At 71.5% G+C, this 15,801-nt stretch carries 16 protein-coding genes and 2 pseudogenes; 10 read left to right on the top strand and 8 right to left on the bottom strand.

What is annotated here, in order from left to right:
* Both MYF83_RS37210 and MYF83_RS37205 read left to right on the top strand, forming a co-directional pair.
* Positions 1–113, top strand: a pseudogene (locus MYF83_RS37210) (succinate--CoA ligase subunit alpha); the annotation flags it as partial.
* A gap of 499 nt (positions 114–612) precedes the next feature.
* Positions 613–2,319 (top strand): cell division protein PerM, encoded by a 1,707-nt coding sequence (locus MYF83_RS37205; RefSeq protein ID WP_248965505.1) that lies wholly within the window; start codon positions 613–615, stop codon positions 2,317–2,319.
* An 81-nt stretch (positions 2,320–2,400) separates the two neighbouring features.
* Here the strand turns inward: MYF83_RS37205 and MYF83_RS37200 are convergent, their stop codons facing one another.
* Positions 2,401–2,697 carry a UBP-type zinc finger domain-containing protein gene (locus MYF83_RS37200; RefSeq protein ID WP_248965504.1) on the bottom strand — a complete coding sequence of 99 codons (297 nt, stop codon included), beginning with the start codon at positions 2,695–2,697 and terminating at the stop codon, positions 2,401–2,403.
* 125 nt (positions 2,698–2,822) lie between these two features.
* Positions 2,823–3,230 carry a hypothetical protein gene (locus MYF83_RS37195; RefSeq protein WP_248965503.1) on the bottom strand — a complete coding sequence of 136 codons (408 nt, stop codon included), beginning with the start codon at positions 3,228–3,230 and terminating at the stop codon, positions 2,823–2,825.
* 81 nt (positions 3,231–3,311) lie between these two features.
* Here MYF83_RS37195 and purN point away from each other — a divergent pair, with 81 nt between their 5' ends.
* Together purN and purH are read left to right on the top strand one after the other, a co-directional pair.
* On the top strand, positions 3,312–3,992 hold the full coding sequence (gene purN / locus MYF83_RS37190) for a phosphoribosylglycinamide formyltransferase (protein ID WP_248965508.1): 681 nt from the start codon (positions 3,312–3,314) through the stop codon (positions 3,990–3,992).
* Positions 3,989–5,536 (top strand): bifunctional phosphoribosylaminoimidazolecarboxamide formyltransferase/IMP cyclohydrolase, encoded by a 1,548-nt coding sequence (gene purH / locus MYF83_RS37185; protein WP_248965502.1) that lies wholly within the window; start codon positions 3,989–3,991, stop codon positions 5,534–5,536. The genes purN and purH overlap by 4 nt, the downstream gene beginning before the upstream one ends.
* 93 nt (positions 5,537–5,629) lie before the next feature.
* Here the strand turns inward: purH and MYF83_RS37180 are convergent.
* Both MYF83_RS37180 and MYF83_RS37175 read right to left on the bottom strand, forming a co-directional pair.
* Positions 5,630–5,842: pseudogene (locus MYF83_RS37180) on the bottom strand (response regulator transcription factor); the annotation flags it as partial.
* Positions 5,830–6,309: a sensor histidine kinase gene (locus tag MYF83_RS37175; RefSeq protein ID WP_248965501.1), complete on the bottom strand. Its 480-nt coding sequence runs from the start codon at positions 6,307–6,309 to the stop codon at positions 5,830–5,832. The gene MYF83_RS37175 and the pseudogene MYF83_RS37180, both read right to left, overlap by 13 nt.
* 96 nt (positions 6,310–6,405) lie before the next feature.
* On the opposite strand from MYF83_RS37175, the gene MYF83_RS37170 reads away from it, so the two are divergent.
* Positions 6,406–7,257, top strand: a complete 852-nt coding sequence (locus tag MYF83_RS37170; RefSeq protein ID WP_248965500.1) for a bifunctional methylenetetrahydrofolate dehydrogenase/methenyltetrahydrofolate cyclohydrolase — start codon at positions 6,406–6,408, stop codon at positions 7,255–7,257.
* A 34-nt stretch (positions 7,258–7,291) separates the two neighbouring features.
* On the opposite strand, the gene MYF83_RS37165 is transcribed toward MYF83_RS37170, so the two are convergent.
* Positions 7,292–7,972 (bottom strand): response regulator, encoded by a 681-nt coding sequence (locus MYF83_RS37165; RefSeq protein ID WP_248965499.1) that lies wholly within the window; start codon positions 7,970–7,972, stop codon positions 7,292–7,294.
* Positions 7,969–9,651 carry a sensor histidine kinase gene (locus MYF83_RS37160; protein WP_248965498.1) on the bottom strand — a complete coding sequence of 561 codons (1,683 nt, stop codon included), beginning with the start codon at positions 9,649–9,651 and terminating at the stop codon, positions 7,969–7,971. The genes MYF83_RS37165 and MYF83_RS37160 overlap by 4 nt, the downstream gene beginning before the upstream one ends.
* Positions 9,652–9,865: 214 nt before the next feature.
* Here MYF83_RS37160 and MYF83_RS37155 point away from each other — a divergent pair, with 214 nt between their 5' ends.
* Genes MYF83_RS37155 through MYF83_RS37145 form a run of 3 tightly spaced genes read left to right on the top strand, consistent with a single transcriptional unit; the run spans position 9,866 to position 12,691 of the window.
* Positions 9,866–10,756 carry an ABC transporter ATP-binding protein gene (locus MYF83_RS37155; RefSeq protein WP_248965497.1) on the top strand — a complete coding sequence of 297 codons (891 nt, stop codon included), beginning with the start codon at positions 9,866–9,868 and terminating at the stop codon, positions 10,754–10,756.
* Positions 10,746–11,624: an ABC transporter permease gene (locus tag MYF83_RS37150; protein WP_248965496.1), complete on the top strand. Its 879-nt coding sequence runs from the start codon at positions 10,746–10,748 to the stop codon at positions 11,622–11,624. The genes MYF83_RS37155 and MYF83_RS37150 overlap by 11 nt, the downstream gene beginning before the upstream one ends.
* A gap of 17 nt (positions 11,625–11,641) precedes the next feature.
* Positions 11,642–12,691: an ABC transporter substrate-binding protein gene (locus MYF83_RS37145; RefSeq protein ID WP_248965495.1), complete on the top strand. Its 1,050-nt coding sequence runs from the start codon at positions 11,642–11,644 to the stop codon at positions 12,689–12,691.
* A gap of 108 nt (positions 12,692–12,799) precedes the next feature.
* On the opposite strand, the gene MYF83_RS37140 is transcribed toward MYF83_RS37145, so the two are convergent.
* Positions 12,800–13,378: a Uma2 family endonuclease gene (locus tag MYF83_RS37140; protein WP_248965494.1), complete on the bottom strand. Its 579-nt coding sequence runs from the start codon at positions 13,376–13,378 to the stop codon at positions 12,800–12,802.
* 188 nt (positions 13,379–13,566) lie between these two features.
* Positions 13,567–14,217 carry an FHA domain-containing protein gene (locus MYF83_RS37135; RefSeq protein ID WP_248965493.1) on the bottom strand — a complete coding sequence of 217 codons (651 nt, stop codon included), beginning with the start codon at positions 14,215–14,217 and terminating at the stop codon, positions 13,567–13,569.
* A 182-nt stretch (positions 14,218–14,399) separates the two neighbouring features.
* On the opposite strand from MYF83_RS37135, the gene MYF83_RS37130 reads away from it, so the two are divergent.
* Together MYF83_RS37130 and MYF83_RS37125 are read left to right on the top strand one after the other, a co-directional pair.
* The gene (locus MYF83_RS37130) at positions 14,400–15,521 is read left to right on the top strand and encodes a citrate/2-methylcitrate synthase (RefSeq protein WP_248965492.1); all 1,122 of its coding nucleotides are present in this window, start codon (positions 14,400–14,402) and stop codon (positions 15,519–15,521) included.
* Positions 15,508–15,789: a DUF3017 domain-containing protein gene (locus tag MYF83_RS37125; protein WP_248965491.1), complete on the top strand. Its 282-nt coding sequence runs from the start codon at positions 15,508–15,510 to the stop codon at positions 15,787–15,789. The genes MYF83_RS37130 and MYF83_RS37125 overlap by 14 nt, the downstream gene beginning before the upstream one ends.
* Positions 15,790–15,801: the final 12 nt, after the last annotated feature.

Raw genomic sequence — 15,801 nt, 5'->3', positions numbered from 1 at the left:
CGGCGGGTACGGCGCAGGCCAAGAAGGAGGCGCTGGAGAAGGTCGGTGTCCGGGTCGGCAAGACCCCGAGCGAGACCGCCCGCCTCATGCGCGAGGTCATGCGCTCCCGCTAAGACCCACCGCGAGACCGCGAGACCGCGAGACCGCGAGACCGCGAGACCGCGAGACCGCGAGACCGCGACACCGCGACACCGCGACACCGCGACACCGCGACACCGCGAGACCGCGACACCGCGACACCGCGAGACCGCGAGACCGCGAGACCGCGAGACCGCGAGACCGCGAGACCGCGAGACCGCGACATAGCGAGACCAAGGGACGCCCGGCTGCCGGCCGGGCGTCCCTCTCTTTCCCGCTCTAGCGGTGACCACTTACCTTCGCCGGGTGCCGTTCCTTTCCGCCCTGCATGGTGCTTCCAACCGGCGCCGGGTCGGCGCGAGGTGGTACGGCGATGCCGGCGCCGCCGTACGATGAGCAACCCGGCGAGCCTTTGCGGACACCCCTCCATGCGGAGCATGCCACGTGGTCCGTTGATCGTCGCGGGGACAAACGGGGCGACACGCGGGCTCGGTACGCCCCCGACGGCGGCTGAGGCTGAGACCATCGACTATTGTGACGGCCCTTTTCGACCAGCTCCGGGCGGCCCCCCGCACCGTCCTCAGCCGCATCCCCCTCGCGGGGAGCGCAGGTGACGACGACGAGGCGCGCCGTCCGCTGCCCGTCTCCGGGATGCTCGCCGCCGCCTGGACCCTCGGCGTCGGCCTCGCCGTCCTGACCACGCTGACCCTGGTCGGGTGGATCGCCGCGCCCCGCGGAGCCTTCGGGCAGGGGCTTCCCGGCGTGTTCCGGGCCGCCTGCCAGGTCTGGCTGGCCGCCCACCACGCCGGTTTCGCGATCCCGGGCGGGCGCGTCGGCCTGCTGCCGCTCGGCCTGACGGTGCTGCCCGCCGCCCTGCTGTACCGCGCCGCGATGTGGATGGCCCGGGACGCCGACCTGCGGCTGCGGCTGCCGGCCCGGTTGCCGAAGGGGAGCCCCAAAGACCTCGCCAACGCCCGCCGCCGCGCCCAGCTCGTGCTGATCGCGCAGGCGGGCATCTCGCTGGCCGCGCCGTACGCCCTGCTCGCCGGGGTGATCGCGCTGGTCGCGCAGAACAACGTGACCCAGCCGTTCGTCGGTGAGGCGCTGCTGAGCCATCTCGTGCTGGCGTTCGTCGCCGGATCGCTGGCCACCGCCCGCACCATCGGCCCCTGGCGTTCGATGCTGCGCCTGCTTCCCGAGCGCGCGAGGTCGGTCGTCGTCGGCACGGCGGTCGCGCTGTCGACCTTGCTGGCGGCGGGGCTCGTGCTCGTGCTCGTGGCGGTCGTCGCCGACTTCGGGCAGATCCAGCGGCTCTCGGATCTCCTGGCGCCGGGGTTCGTCGGCGGCTCGCTCCTCCTGCTGGTGGAGACGCTGTACCTGTTCAACTTCGTCATCTGGGGCATGGCGTACATCAGTGGCCCCGGTTTCGCGCTGGGCACGGGTACGCTGGTCGCGCCCACCGGGGTCCAGCTCGGCGCCGTGCCGGCCCTGCCGATCCTCGGCGCCCTGCCCGACTCGGGGGTCATGTCCCCGTGGCTCATGGGCGTGCTGGCGATCCCCTTCATCGCGGGCGCGGTCGCCGGCGTGTTCGTCGCGCGCATCGCCCCGACGCCGCACTTCGAGTCCGCGCCGCTCTGGGGCTTCGTCTGCGGCCTGGCCACCGGCCTGTCGGCGGGGCTGCTCGCGGCGCTCGCGGGAGGCCCGCTCGGCGGCACCCGGCTGTCGGCCGTGGGCCCCTCCGCGTGGGAGGTGGCGCTGTCGGTGACCCTGGAGGTCGGCGTCGCCGCCGGCATCTCGGCGGGGCTGACCAACTGGTGGCTGGTGTTCCACGGCGCCGGCGTCCCGGCGACGCCGGTACGCAGGGCAGGGGAAGTCATCGTCAGGGTGGCGAGCAAGGTGAAGCCCGCCGCGCCACCGGTCACCAGCGAGCTGCCCGGCCACTGGATGGACGCCACGGAGGCCGACACCCAGCCCATCCCGGTGATCCGCGCCGACTGGACCGACGAGCACGCCTCGGCGGCCGTGGAGAGCTTGGAACCGCCTCCCGCGAAGGGGCTTCGCACCGGGAAGGCGCCTGGGGGCAAGAGCCAGGCCGGAGCCGGAGCGGCCGCGGGAAAGGACCGCGCGGCGGCGAAGCGCGAGGAGCCGCGGCCTCCGCGCCGCGACATCGTGGACGAGTCCGACGACCGCGGGGGTCACATCATCTATCTCGACCCCTACGCGTGGGACCGGGATTCCTGATCGTCGCCTCGCCGGGCACCCGGCTCCTCGCCCCGTCCAGGGAGGGCGGGGACGGGAGGCGACGGCGGGACGGCCGGCGCGCTACACGTGCGAGCGTGCCCCCCGGCCGCTGGGGGAGGGCTCGAACAGGATCTCGTCGGGGAAGCACCACGCCCAGTCCTCGCCGGGTTCGAACGACTCGGCGATCGGGTGCCCGGCGGTGGTGTAGTGCCGGCTGGCGTGGCGGTTGGGGCTGGAGTCGCAGCAGCCGACGTGCCCGCAGGTCAGGCAGGTGCGCAGGTGGACCCAGCGCGATCCGGAGGCCAGGCAGTCCTCGCAGCCGAGAGGGGTGTGCGGCTCGACGTCGCGGATGAAGGTGAGGTGGGTGCAGGCGTTCATGGTTCTCCTTGGGATTCGCGGGGACGCGTCCGGCGGTGCGATCGCCCCCAGGCCCGGCCGCTCGGCAGGAGACGCCAGGCATACCGCCGATATATTTCACGATATAGGCCGATATGCGGCCGGTCTCACGGTGGGAACGGGATCTTCACGCTGCCCTTCGGCATGAACGGGAGCCGGTGCTCCACCGCCCGCTCGAGCTCGCTGACGCACACCTGCTGCGAGGTGGCCGTCCCCGCGCCCTTCATGCACTCGGTGTAGGCGCTCAGCTCGCCGGTGAAGTACATCTGCACCCACAACACCCCGGCCGCCACGCAGATCGACGCGACCGAGAGCAGCAACCCCAAGATCGGCAGCACGACCGGCCGGCGCCGTCCGGAAAGGACGCGCCACGCCCGGAAGCTCACGACGATCGAGAACACGCCGAGAGCCAGGCCGAACACCGGCACCAGCAGAGTCAGGGCCAGCGCGCCGATGGAGAGCAGCAGCGCGCGGCGCCCGACCTCGCCTCCCGAGGTCTCCGCGGGTGGTTGCACCTGACCTCCTCTGCGTCGTGGAGCGGGCGGGCCGATACGCTGACAGCCTTACCGTCAACGTCGCCCCGAAGGAGTGCAGCCCTGTCGGCTCGGCTCGTGGTCCTCGTCTCCGGTTCGGGGACCAACCTACAGGCCCTCATGGATGCCGCCGCTGATGACGCATACGGCGCCCGCATCGTCGCCGTCGGCGCCGACCGCGACGGCATCGAGGGCCTCGCCCGCGCACAGCGCGCGGGCCTGCCCACCTTCGTCGTCAAGCTGGCCGACCACCCGGCGCGCGCGGCCTGGGACCATGCCCTCCGCGCGGCGATCGCCGCGCACGAACCCGACCTCGTCGTCTCGGCGGGCTTCATGAAGATCCTCGGCCCGGAGGTCCTCGGCGCCTTCCCGGTGGTCAACACCCATCCCGCCCTGCTGCCGTCCTTCCCGGGGGCGCACGCCGTCCCCGACGCCCTCGCGTACGGCGTCCGGGTGACCGGCTGCACCGTGCACCTCGTCGACGCGGGTGTGGACACCGGTCCGGTGATCGCGCAGGAGGCGGTCGCCGTAGAGGATGGGGACGACGAGACCTCGCTCCACGAGCGCATCAAGGTCGTCGAGCGCCGCCTGCTCGTCGAGGTCGTGGGCCGCATGGCCCGGGACGGCTGGACGGTGACCGGCCGCCACGTCCGCCTGGGCGATCGAGACCGTCTGAGCCAGTCGCAACCTCCGGGCCGGCCGGGAACTCCCGGACGCCCGGACACAGGGAGGAGCACGAAGTGACCCGCATCGCCATCCGGCGCGCGCTGATCACGGTATACGACAAGTCCGGGCTGGAGGAGCTGGCCCGGGCTCTGGACGCCGCCGGCGTCGAGATCGTGTCCACGGGGGGCACGGCGTCGAAGATCGCCTCGTTCGGCGTGCCGGTGACCCCGGTGGAGTCGTTGACCGGCTTCCCCGAGTGCCTCGGCGGCCGGGTCAAGACCCTGCACCCGCGCGTGCACGCGGGCCTGCTGGCCGACGGGTCGAACCCCTCCCACGTCAAGCAGCTCGAAGAGCTCGAGATCGAGCCGTTCCAGCTCGTCGTGGTCAACCTGTATCCGTTCCAGGAGACGGTGTCCTCCGGCGCCTCGGAGGCCGAGTGCGTCGAGCAGATCGACATCGGCGGGCCGGCGATGATCCGGGCGGCGGCGAAGAACCACGGCACGGTGGCCGTGGTCGTCGACCCCCGCGGGTACGGCGACGTACTGCGGGCGATCGAGGAGGGCGGCTTCACCGAGCCGGAGCGCCGCCGCCTCGCCGCCCAGGCCTACGCCCACACCGCGGCCTACGACACCGCGGTGGCCTCGTGGTTCGCGAGCGTCTACGCCCCCGAGGAGGACACCGCCTGGCCGGGCTTCATGGGCGCCTCCTGGAAGCGCCGGGCCGTGCTGCGGTACGGGGAGAACCCCCACCAGGGCGCGGCGCTGTACACCGGCGGCACCGACGGCCTGGCGAACGCCGAGCAGCTGCACGGCAAGGAGATGTCGTACAACAACTACGTCGACGCGGACGCCGCCTGGCGTGCCGCGTGGGACTTCGGCGAGCCGGCCGTCGCGATCATCAAGCACGCCAACCCGTGCGGCCTGGCCGTCGGCGCCGACGTGGCCGAGGCGCACCGCAAGGCGCACGCCTGCGACCCGGTGTCGGCGTACGGCGGCGTGATCGCGGTGAACGCCGAGGTGACCGAGGAGCTCGCCGAGCAGATCGCGCCGATCTTCACCGAGGTCGTGGTGGCGCCCTCGTACACCGAAGAGGCGCTGGCCGTGCTCACCAAGAAGAAGAACATCCGGCTGCTGCGCTGCCCGGCGGGGCCGTCCAACCCCGCCGAGTACCGCCGCATCGACGGCGGCCTGCTCGTCCAGACCGTCGACCGGGTGGACGCGCCCGGTGACGACCCGGCCGCCTGGGAGCTCAAGGCCGGTTCGGCCGCCTCGCCCGAGATGCTGGCCGACCTCGCCTTCGCGTGGAAGGCCTGCCGTTCGGTCAAGTCGAACGCGATCCTGCTCGCCGCCGGCGGGGCCACCGTGGGCGTCGGCATGGGCCAGGTGAACCGCGTCGACTCCGCGCGGCTCGCGGTGTCGCGCGCCGGGGATCGCGCTGAGGGCTCCGTCGCGGCCTCGGACGCGTTCTTCCCCTTCGCCGATGGGCTTCAGATCCTCATCGACGCCGGGGTGAAGGCCGTCGTCGAGCCCGGCGGGTCCATCCGCGACGAGGAGGTCATCGAGGCCGCGGCCAAGGCCGGCATCACGCTGTACTTCACCGGCACCCGCCACTTCTTCCACTGACCACCCGGACGCCGGCTCCTGGGCTCTTCAAGGCCCGGAGCCGGCGGCGGCATGCCGGGCGCTCCGGGCCGGTCCGGTGGACGCCGGGAGCGCGCGCAGCTCGATCGCGGCGCGCAGGCCCTCGTCGGTGTGGCGGGGCGGCATGCGGACGTCGGCGACCACCAGGTCGGGCCGGTGCTCCTCCACCGCGGCGACCAGTGAGGCGGCGTCGCCGACCGAGGCGAGGACCTCGTGCCCGAAGCGCTCCAGCAGGCTGGTCAGCCCCTCGCGCAGGAGGACGGCGTCCTCGGCGATCACCACGCGCACGGGATCTCCGCTCGTATCGATGTCGGCCCGCCCGGCGGGCTCGACATGGAGAGCGTGCCCTCCATGAGCGCGACCCGGTCGGCGAGCCCGGTCAGCCCGGTGCCGCGCGCCGGATCGGCGCCGCCGATCCCGTCGTCGCGGATCTCGACGACCAGCATGTCACCGTCCAGCAGGCCGTGTACCCGGGCCCGGGAGGCCCGGCTGTGCCTCGCGAGGTTGGCGAGCGCTTCGGTGACGACGTAGTAGGCCGTCGTCTCCACGGCCTCGGGCGGCCGCCGGGGCAGGTCGATCTCCACCTCCACCGGGACGGGGGAGCGGCCGGCGGCCTCCCGGACGGCGGCGGCCAGGCCGCGGCCGGGAAGGGCGCTGGACAGCAGGTAGGCGAGCGATCTCCACGGCCACGGGGACCGCAGGAAGGACGGCGGATGCCGTGACAGGGCCTCCAGGGCGGTCCGGGTGCGCACCATCAGAAGCTATCCCGCGCGCCCTCCAGGCCACGGTAGTGCCAGGTATACCTCCCTCAGGGCACGGCCCGGCGGGACGGCATGGAAGGATGGCGAGTTGTGAGCGCGCAGATTCTCGACGGCAAGGCCACAGCAGCGAAGATCAAGGCCGACCTGGCGGAGCGGGTGAGCAGGCTCGCCGCCCAGGGGATCACCCCCGGCCTCGGCACGATCCTGGTCGGCGACGATCCGGGCAGCCAGATCTATGTGGCCGGCAAGCACCGCGACTGCGCGGAGGTCGGCATCGCCTCGATCCGCAAGGACCTTCCCGAGACGGCCTCGCAGGCCGAGGTGGAGGCCGCGATCGACGAGCTCAACGCCGACCCGGCCTGCACGGGTTACATCGTGCAGCTCCCGCTGCCCCGCCACCTCGACACCCAGTCGCTGATCGAGCGCATGGACCCCGGCAAGGACGCCGACGGCCTGCACCCGGTCAACCTCGGCCGGCTCGTGCACATGGTGGACGCCCCGCTGCCGTGCACGCCCCGGGGCATCGTGGTGCTCCTGCAGGAGTACGGCGTGCCGATCAAGGGGGCCGACGTCACCGTCATCGGCCGCGGCATCACCGTCGGCCGCCCGCTCGGGCTGCTGCTGACCCGCCGCACCGAGAACGCCACCGTGACCCTCTGCCACACCGGCACCCACAACCTTCCCGCTCGCGTGCGCGAGGCCGACATCGTCGTGGCGGCCGCCGGCGTGCCCGGGCTGATCACGCCCGACATGGTGAAGCCCGGGGCCGCCGTGCTCGATGTGGGCGTCTCCCGCGTGGACGGCAAGCTGGCGGGCGACGTGGCGCCGGGTGTGAAGGACGTCGCCGGGTTCGTGGCGCCCAACCCGGGCGGTGTCGGCCCCATGACGCGGGCGATGCTGCTCACCAACGTCGTCGAGGCCGCCGAGCACCGCGCCCGCTAGGGCCGTGACGCGCTCGGGGGCGCGTTCTCCCGCCCTATGACCTCGGGGGCTGGGTGGGCCAGCGGTAGAGATGCTCGGGACGGCCGGTGGTGCCGTACCTCAGGCCCACGGTGACCCGCCCGTCCGCCGCGAGGTCGGAGAGGTAGCGCTGCGCCGTCGCGCGCGACAGCCCGAGCCGGGCGGCGACGTCGGCGGCCGTGACGGGCTCGGCCGCCGTCCGTACGGCGTCGATGACCAGGTGCGCCGTCTGGCTCGACCGTCCCTTGCGGATGGCCGCGTCGACGCGGTCGCCCTCGTGGAGCACCCGGACGGCGCGGTCGATCTCCGACTGGTCGAGGGTGTGCTGGTCGCCGCCCAGCTGCCCGTGGAACCGCGCGTACGCCCGCAGCCGCTCGGCCAGGTCGGTCTCGGAGAACGGCTTGACCAGGTAGTTGACGACGCCCCGCCGGAGCGCCTCCCGTACGACGGCACGTTCGGCGGCGGCGGTCAGCATGATGACGTCGCATCCGAGCCGCGGGGCGATGGACATGCCGGGGCTGTCCGGGAGGTACTGGTCGAGAAGCGCGAGGTGGGGGCGCAGGCGCTCGGCCAGCTCGACCGCCTCGGCGGCCGTGTGCGCGACGCCGACGACCTCGAAGCCCGGCACCCGGCGGACGTACCGCGCGTGCACGTCCGCCACCCGGAAGTCGTCGTCGACGACCAGCACACGGATCATGGCGCACCTCCGGACGGCAGGGCGGAGAACGGCGAACGGGAATCGGGGCCGGGCTCGCAGGCCGTGCCGGGGCCGGCCGGTGGGTCGATCGCGCCGGGGAGCCGTGCCACGAAGACGGCGCCGCAGTCGGCGCCCGAGGGCCGGGTGAGGGACAGCTCGCCGCAGTGGCGGCGGGTCAGCCGCCGGGCGAGCGCCAGGCCCACGCCGTGCGGCCGGGCGTCGTCGGCGGCGGTCGTGTAGTCCTGGTCGAACAGCCGGTCCGCGGCCTCCGGGGGCACGCCGTCCCCGCTGTCGACCACGACGAGGTGCAGGATGTCGGCCTCGGCGAGCAGGGAGACCTCCACCCAGGCGGGACGCCGCGCGCCGGCCTGAGCAGCGGCCGTGGCGTTGTCGACCAGGTTGCCGAGGATCGTGACGACGTCCAGCGGGGCCCTGAGCTGGGCGGGGACGAAGGAGTCGGCGCTGAGCCGCAGGTCGACCCCGCACTCGGACGCGACGGCGGTCTTGGCGGCGAGCAGCCCGCGGATGTAGGGGTCACGCAGCCGCCCGCCGTCACCGTACTCGGTGGCCAGCGGGTCGTCGGCCAGCTCCCGAAGGTATGTGATCGCCTCTTCCCGGTGTCCCAGGCTGAGCAGGCCGGAGAGCGTGTGCAGGCGGTTGGTGTACTCGTGGGCCTGTGCGCGCAGGGCGTCCGACAGCGCGCGCACCACATCGAGCTCCCGCGCCATCGCGTCCAGGTCCGTACGGTCGCGCATGGTCAGCACGTGGCCGAGATCCTGGTCGCCGCGGCGTACGGGCGCGGCCGCGACGACCAGCATGCGCTCCTCGGTGGCCACCAGCACGCCGCGCGCGCTGGTGCGGTCGGCCAGCAGGGTGCGCAGGCCGGGCGGCAGGCCGGCGTCCGCGACGGAGGAGCCTTGCGCCGGGCTGTCGCCGATGAGGCGGGCCGCCGCGTCGTTGCAGATGGTGATGCGCCCGGCAGGGTCGATGGCCAGTACGCCCTCGTCGATGCCGTGCAGCACGGCCTCGCGTTCGCGGAGCAGGTCGGAGAGGTCGGCCGGCTCCAGCCCGAGGGTCTGGCGCTTGAGGCGGCGGGCCAGCCCGGCGGCGGCCACCACGCCGAGGGCCAGCGCGAGCCCGGTGAACCCGGCGGCGGCCCGCATCAGGTCGCCGACGCGCCGGGACACCTCGCCGGCCGCGATGCCGACGCTGACCTGGCCGACCACGCGACCGGCCCCGGTGATCAGCGGAACCTTGCCCCGGGCGGAGAGCCCGAGCGTGCCGCGTTCGAAGGTGACGACCTCGTGACCGTTGAGGGCTTCCGGCTCGGTGCTGACCCGCTGCCCGAGGCGGGTGGCGTCGGGGTGGGAGTAGCGGATGCCGTGATCGTCGGCGACGACCACGAAGAGCACGCCCGTGCGGCGGCGGGCCGCCTCCGCGCGCCGCTGCACACTGTTCGATCGGTCGTGGGCGGCGACGTGCTGGATTATCTGCTCGTCGGCCGCCACCGAGCGTGCGACGGCGAGGGCCCGCTGCTCGTACTGCTTCTCCAGCTCCGCGTGGAGCAGGTAGGCCACCAGCCCGAAGCCGCTCCCCATGATGAGCAGGAGCACGGCGACCTGGACGAGCAGGGCCTGTGTCGCGAAGCGCAGACGGGGCCTCTTCTCGGGCCAGGGCATGGCAGCACGATACCTCCGCGCACCGCGCATGGCCTCGCGCGCAAAAAGCGCAAAACGCGAACTATGCGCATTGCTCCCACAACTGGCACAAGCCTAGTGATACCCGTCACACCGGCCTACGGTCCGGGGAGCGTTTTCCCGTTCCCCCCAACTGACTATCAGGCCGATGTTGCCGAGATATGTCACGCACCGAAATTCGAAGGAGTCGAACGCCATGACGAGCCCAGGCCCCTCAGCGGCCGCCGGGTCGCAGGCGGTGTCCTCCGCCCCCGCGTCCCTTGCCGCAGGCAGGCCGGCGGCGGACGGTCACGCCATCGAGCTGCGCGGTGTCACCAAGCGTTTCCCGACCCGCGACGGCCGCGACTACACCGCCGCCCGCGACATGACCCTGACCGTGGGCCGGGGCGAGTTCGTGAGCGTCGTCGGCCCCACGGGCTGCGGCAAGTCCACCAGCCTGTCGATGATCTCCGGGCTGGCGGCCGCCAGCGACGGTGACGTGCTCGTCGAGGGCAGGCCCGTGACCGGCATCCCCGACGGCCTGGGCTACATGTTCCAGCAGGATGCCGTGCTGCCTTGGCGCTCCGTGCTCGACAACGTCGCCGCCGGCCCCCGTTACCGGGGCGCGGGCAAGAAGGAGGCCCGCGAGAAGGCGAAGGAGTGGGTGGCGAAGGTCGGGCTGGCCGGCTTCGAGCGGTACTACCCGCACCAGCTCTCCGGCGGCATGCGCAAGCGCGTCGCCCTGGCCCAGACGCTGATCAACGAGCCGTCCATCCTGCTCATGGACGAGCCGTTCAGCGCGCTCGACGTGCAGACGCGCGAGCACATGCAGGACCTGTTGCTGGATCTCTGGTCCGGTACGGGGGCCGCCGTGGTGTTCGTCACGCACGACCTGACCGAGGCGATCGCCCTCGCGGACACGGTCGTCGTCATGACCGCCGCCCCGGCCACCACCAAGAACGTCATCCCCGTCGATCTCGAGCGCCCTCGCCGCGTCGAGGAGATCCGGTTGGAGGAGTCGTTCCTCGCCGTCTACCGCGAGGTCTGGAACTCCTTGCGCCAAGAGGTCGAGATCACCCGCGCCCGAGGAGCCGGCAATGTCGCCTGATGTCCGAACACCCGTGGCCGCCGCCCCGCCGGGCGCCGTGGCCGAGGCCGACGCTCCCGCACGGCGCCGCCCGCGCGGCGTGCGCGCCCCCAAGATCACCGCAACGCGGGTGCTCCTGATCGTGCTGTGGCTCGGGAGCTGGGAGCTGTCCGCGAGCACCTTCCTCGACCCCTTCTACTACTCGAAGCCGAGCGCCATCGGGGGCCGGATCGTCGACTGGTTCACCTCCGGGACGGCGTTCGGGTCGATCTGGGAGCAGATGGCCGTCACCCTGGAGGAGGCCGTCGCCGGCTTCGTGATCGGCTCGCTGGCCGGAGTCGTGCTCGGCGTACTGCTCGGCCGGGGCCGCTTCCTCGCCGAGGTGTGCGCGCCGTTCATCAAGGCCGCGAACGCGATCCCGCGCATCGTGCTCGCGTCGCTCTTCGTGATCTGGTTCGGTCTCGGCATGCAGTCCAAGGTCGCCACCGCCGTCGTCCTCGTCTTCTTCGCCGTCTTCTTCAACGCCTTCCAGGGCGCCCGCGAGGTCGACAAGACCCTCATCGACAACGCCCGCATCCTGGGCGCCGGTCCCCGCCAGATCCTCACGACGATCGTGCTGCCCAGCGCGACCTCGTGGATCCTCGCCAGCCTGCACGTCGCCTTCGGGTTCGCGCTGATCGGCGCGATCGTCGGCGAGTACACCGGCGCGGACAAGGGCCTCGGCCTGCTCATCAACCACGCGCAAGGAACCTTCGACTCGGCCGGGATCTACGCCGGAATGATCATCATCACGGTCATGGCGCTGCTCGCCGAGTGGCTGCTCACCCTCCTCGAACGCCGGCTCCTCGCCTGGCGTCCGCCGTCCATCGCCACCGAAGCCCGGATCTGATCGGAGCCACCCGAACCATGAAAGCCCCATCCCGCCTCATCATCACCGCCGCCGTCGGCCTCGCGGTGGCCGTCGCCGCCACCGGCTGCCGCGACTCCCGTACGACCGCGGCCTCCTCAGGCGGCACCCCCCAGGTCACCATCATGATCGGTGGCATCGACAAGGTGATCTACCTGCCGCCCAAGCTGACCGAGCAGCTGGGCTACTTCAAGCAGGAGGGCCTCGATGTCCGGCTGATGACCGAGCCGTCGGGCGCGCAGGCCGAGAACGTCCTGATCAGCGGCGACGTCCAGGGCGTCGTCGGGTTCTACGACCACACGATCGACCTGCAGACCAAGGGCAAGTGCATCCAGAGCGTCGTACAGTTCGCCGATGTGCCCGGAGAGGTGGAGATCGTCTCGACCACCCAGGCGGACAAGATCCAGTCGGCCAAGGACTTCAAGGGCAAGAAGCTCGGCATCACCAGCCCCGGATCGTCCACCGACTTCCTCACCCAGGCGCTCGCCGTGAAGAACGGGGTCTCCACCGAGGACTTCACCCGGGTGAAGGCGGGCGCCGGTCCGACCTTCATCTCCGCGATCGAGAACGGCGGCATCGACGCCGGCATGACCACCGACCCCACCGCGGCCCAGCTGATCTCGACCGGCAAGGGCAAGGTCATCATCGACATGCGTACGGAGGAGGGCACCAGGGCCGCCCTCGGCGGCCTCTACCCGGCGAGCTCGCTGTACATGGACTGCGCCTGGGTCCAGAACAACAAGCAGACCGTGCAGAAGCTCGCCAATGCCCTCGTGAAGACGCTGAAGTACATCAACGACAACTCCGCGGAGGACATTGCCGCGAAGATGCCCGCCGAGTACGCCGGGGGAGACCCCAAGCTCTACGCCAAGTCGATCAACGACACCAAGAGCATCTTCCGCCCCGACGGCGTGATGGACGAGGAAGGCGCGAAGAACGTCCTGGAGGTGCTCAGCTCCTTCTCCCCGAACGTGAAGGGCAAGAAGGACACCATCGACCTGTCCAAGACCTACACCACCGAGTTCGTGAAGGCCGCCAAGACCAGCTGAGACCGGATCCCGCTCACCGGCCTCGTCGAGGCCGGTGAGCGGGACGCCGCCGCCAGGACGGGCCGGACCGCAGGTCCGGGCGGCATCCTCGCCGGAACGGCGGGACCCTCAGAGCCGCTCGATCTCCGTCAGATCGATGCCGACCTCGAACGGAAGCGAGAGCTGCAGCTTGTCGTGGTGGATCCCCATCAGGGCGTACGCGCTGGTGGCCGGGTCCAGCTCGTAGACGTAGACCGTGGCCTTCCCGTCGTTCTGCTCGACCCGCCAGAAGTGCCGGATCCCGGCGGCGGCGTACAACTGCGGCTTACGCTCCCGGTCACGCGTCTCGGAGTCGGGACTGACGACCTCCACCACCAGCACGACGTCGGCGGCCTGGTACGCGGTGACGTCGGGGCCCGCCAGTGCTTCGGCGCGTATGACCACCACATCCGGCTCCGGACGTTGCCGAGGCCCGAGGACGACGCTCATCTCTCTGCGCACCCGGAGGTCTGCGGGCGTCAGCCTGCGGAGAGCGGTGACGAGCACATCGGTGATCACAGAGTGGAAGTCTTTCTGGGGGCTTACGAAGACCAAGCTTCCATCGAGCAACTCTGTGTGCGCAGGCAAATCCGGAATGTGATCGAGGTCCTCGGCCGTGAAACCACCGGGCGGCGGGACCAACCAGCCGGGAAGCTGCGGGTCTGTCATGATTTCGCTCCGGACCTGGACTGTCATGCTCTCACGCTAGCAATCGCACCCCTTCTCTCCAGTGGGTTTGCCCGTACTTCCGGGGGCCGAACACATCACGGTCGCCATGGCTTGTGCGGCCCGCCCGCGAGGCGGGCGGATGGTCACGCACCGTTCTCCTCGGCTGAGGAGAACGGTGACCGCGAGCGTCAGGAGGCGCGGCGGTTGGCCGCCTGCGGGGGTGGGGACTCGCCGGGCCCCGAGGTGCGTTGCGGGGGCACCACGGGCGTGGGGCGGACCAGGCCGAGGGCGACGACCTCGTTGGCGAGCCTGGTGCGCCGGTTGATGCCCTCGGGGATGCGGAACTTCTGGTACAGGCGCAGCAGGTGCTGCTTGACGGCCGCCTCCGTCACCACCAGGTCGTCGGCGATCTCCCGGGCGGTCGCCGGGGCGACGAACGCCTCGTCGGACAGCGCGGGCCTGCACAGGGAGGTCAGCACGTCGACCTCTCGCCTGGTCAGCTCGGGCGCCGCCGCACGGCGGAGCTCGACCTCCGGCGCGAAGTCCTCCCTTGGGACGCCGCCCACACGACAGCGCGCCGCTCCGAAGGAGACGACGTCGCCGTCGTCCAGCACCCTCCGGGCGATCGGCCTGCCGTTCACCCGGGTGCCGTTGCGGGACAGGCCCAGGTCAACGACATACAGGTAGGGTCCACGGCGGACGAACTCGGCGTGCAACCGTGACACGCTCGGATCGGCCAGCCTGACGTCGACGCCTCGGCCTCGGCCGATCGTCGTGATCTCGGGGCGCAACGGGACCACCTCACCGGTGTCCTCGACGCGTATGAACGGCCCCTCCACGGCAGTTCCTCCCCAGGTAGCCCGCCGTTACTTCCGCTACAGCTCCGGCTTACCCAAACGAGGGGTTGGGGAATCGCCTTTGCCATAACGAGAATCACTGCAGAAATTGGTCTGGACCTCCTCGGCCGGTTTTACCTGCTCACAGGTAGACTGCGGACGAAGATAAGCGGAGGAAACAACACATGGCGGACAACCCCACCAAAGGCCTCGCCGATGTCGTCGCCGCGTCTACAGCGCTCAGCGACATCGACGGCAAAGCCGGTCGCCTCTTCTACCGCGGCTACGACATTCACGAGCTAGCCGGCCGCACCAGCTTCGAAGAGACCGCGCACCTGCTTCAGCATGGCACGCTCCCCACGCGTCAGCAGCTGGCCGACTACGGAGCCGAGCTCGTCCGGGGCCGCACCCTCGGAGGCCTCGTCGAGGCCAACGTCGCCGAGATCGCCGAGAAACAGGCCCCCATGGAGGCGCTGCGGACGCTGGTCTCGCTGGCGAGCGCCGAGGACCCGGACAAGGACTCCAACGAGCCCGAGGCCAACTGCCGCAAGGCCGCGCGGCTGACGGCCCAGCAGCCCATCCTCGTCGCCCGCTACCACGCGGCGCGCACCGGCGCCCCCCTGCCCGAGCCCGACCCGTCGCTGAGCATCGCGGCGAACTTCCTGATGCAGATCACGGGGCGCGTGCCCGACCAGCACGAGGTCGACTTCTTCGACGCCTGCCTGGTGCTGCACGCCGACCACACCATGAACGCCTCGACCTTCGCCGCCCGCGTGTGCGCGGCGACGCTGTCGGACATGCACTCGGCGATCGTGGCCGCGATCGGCACGCTCAAGGGCCCGCTGCACGGCGGCGCGAACGAGCAGGTCATGCGCACCCTTGAGAGCATCCCGGCGGACGGCGTCGCGCAGGCCGTACGCGAGAAGCTGGCGCGCGGCGAGAAGATCATGGGCTTCGGCCACCGGGTCTACAAGACCGAGGACCCGAGGGCGACCCACCTGCGCAAGATGTCGCGCGAGTTGGCGGAGGCCGGTGGCGACGACACTTACTATCGGATGTCGAAGGAGATGGAGGAGGTCGTCTTCGCGGAGAAGGGTCTGTACCCGAACGTCGACTTCTACGCCGCGACGGTCTACCACTACCTCGGCATCCCGACCGACCTGTTCACCCCGGTCTTCTCGGTCAGCAGGATGTCCGGCTGGACGGCCCACGTGATCGAGCAGCACGCCGACAACCGGCTGATCCGCCCGGACAGCGAGTACATCGGGGAGCGCGACCAGAAGTGGACACCTATTGACGAACGGTAAGGGCTGGAGGCCGTACCTGCTGATCCTGGCGGGTGCGGCCGTCGGCTTGGGGGCGATCGCGATGGGCCTGCCCGCATGGGCGGGCTCATTGGTCGTTGCCGGCTCCGTGCTGGTCGGCGCCGTTCTGCGGCTGCTCGTCCCCGACGGCGAGGAGGGCCTTCTCGCGGTGCGCAGAAGACGCACCGACGCCGTCACCTTCGGCATCCTCGGCGGCGTTCTCGCCGTGGTCGCCGTCAGCGTCGCCGTGCAGTGGATGACGGGCAGGTAGTGGCCCCTCATA

Origin of the sequence: Sphaerisporangium perillae (assembly GCF_023276435.1) — a bacterium.
GTDB lineage: Bacteria > Actinomycetota > Actinomycetes > Streptosporangiales > Streptosporangiaceae > Sphaerisporangium > Sphaerisporangium perillae.
Note: the sequence above shows the minus strand (reverse complement) of the source record. Positions and strands in the feature narration are given on the sequence as shown.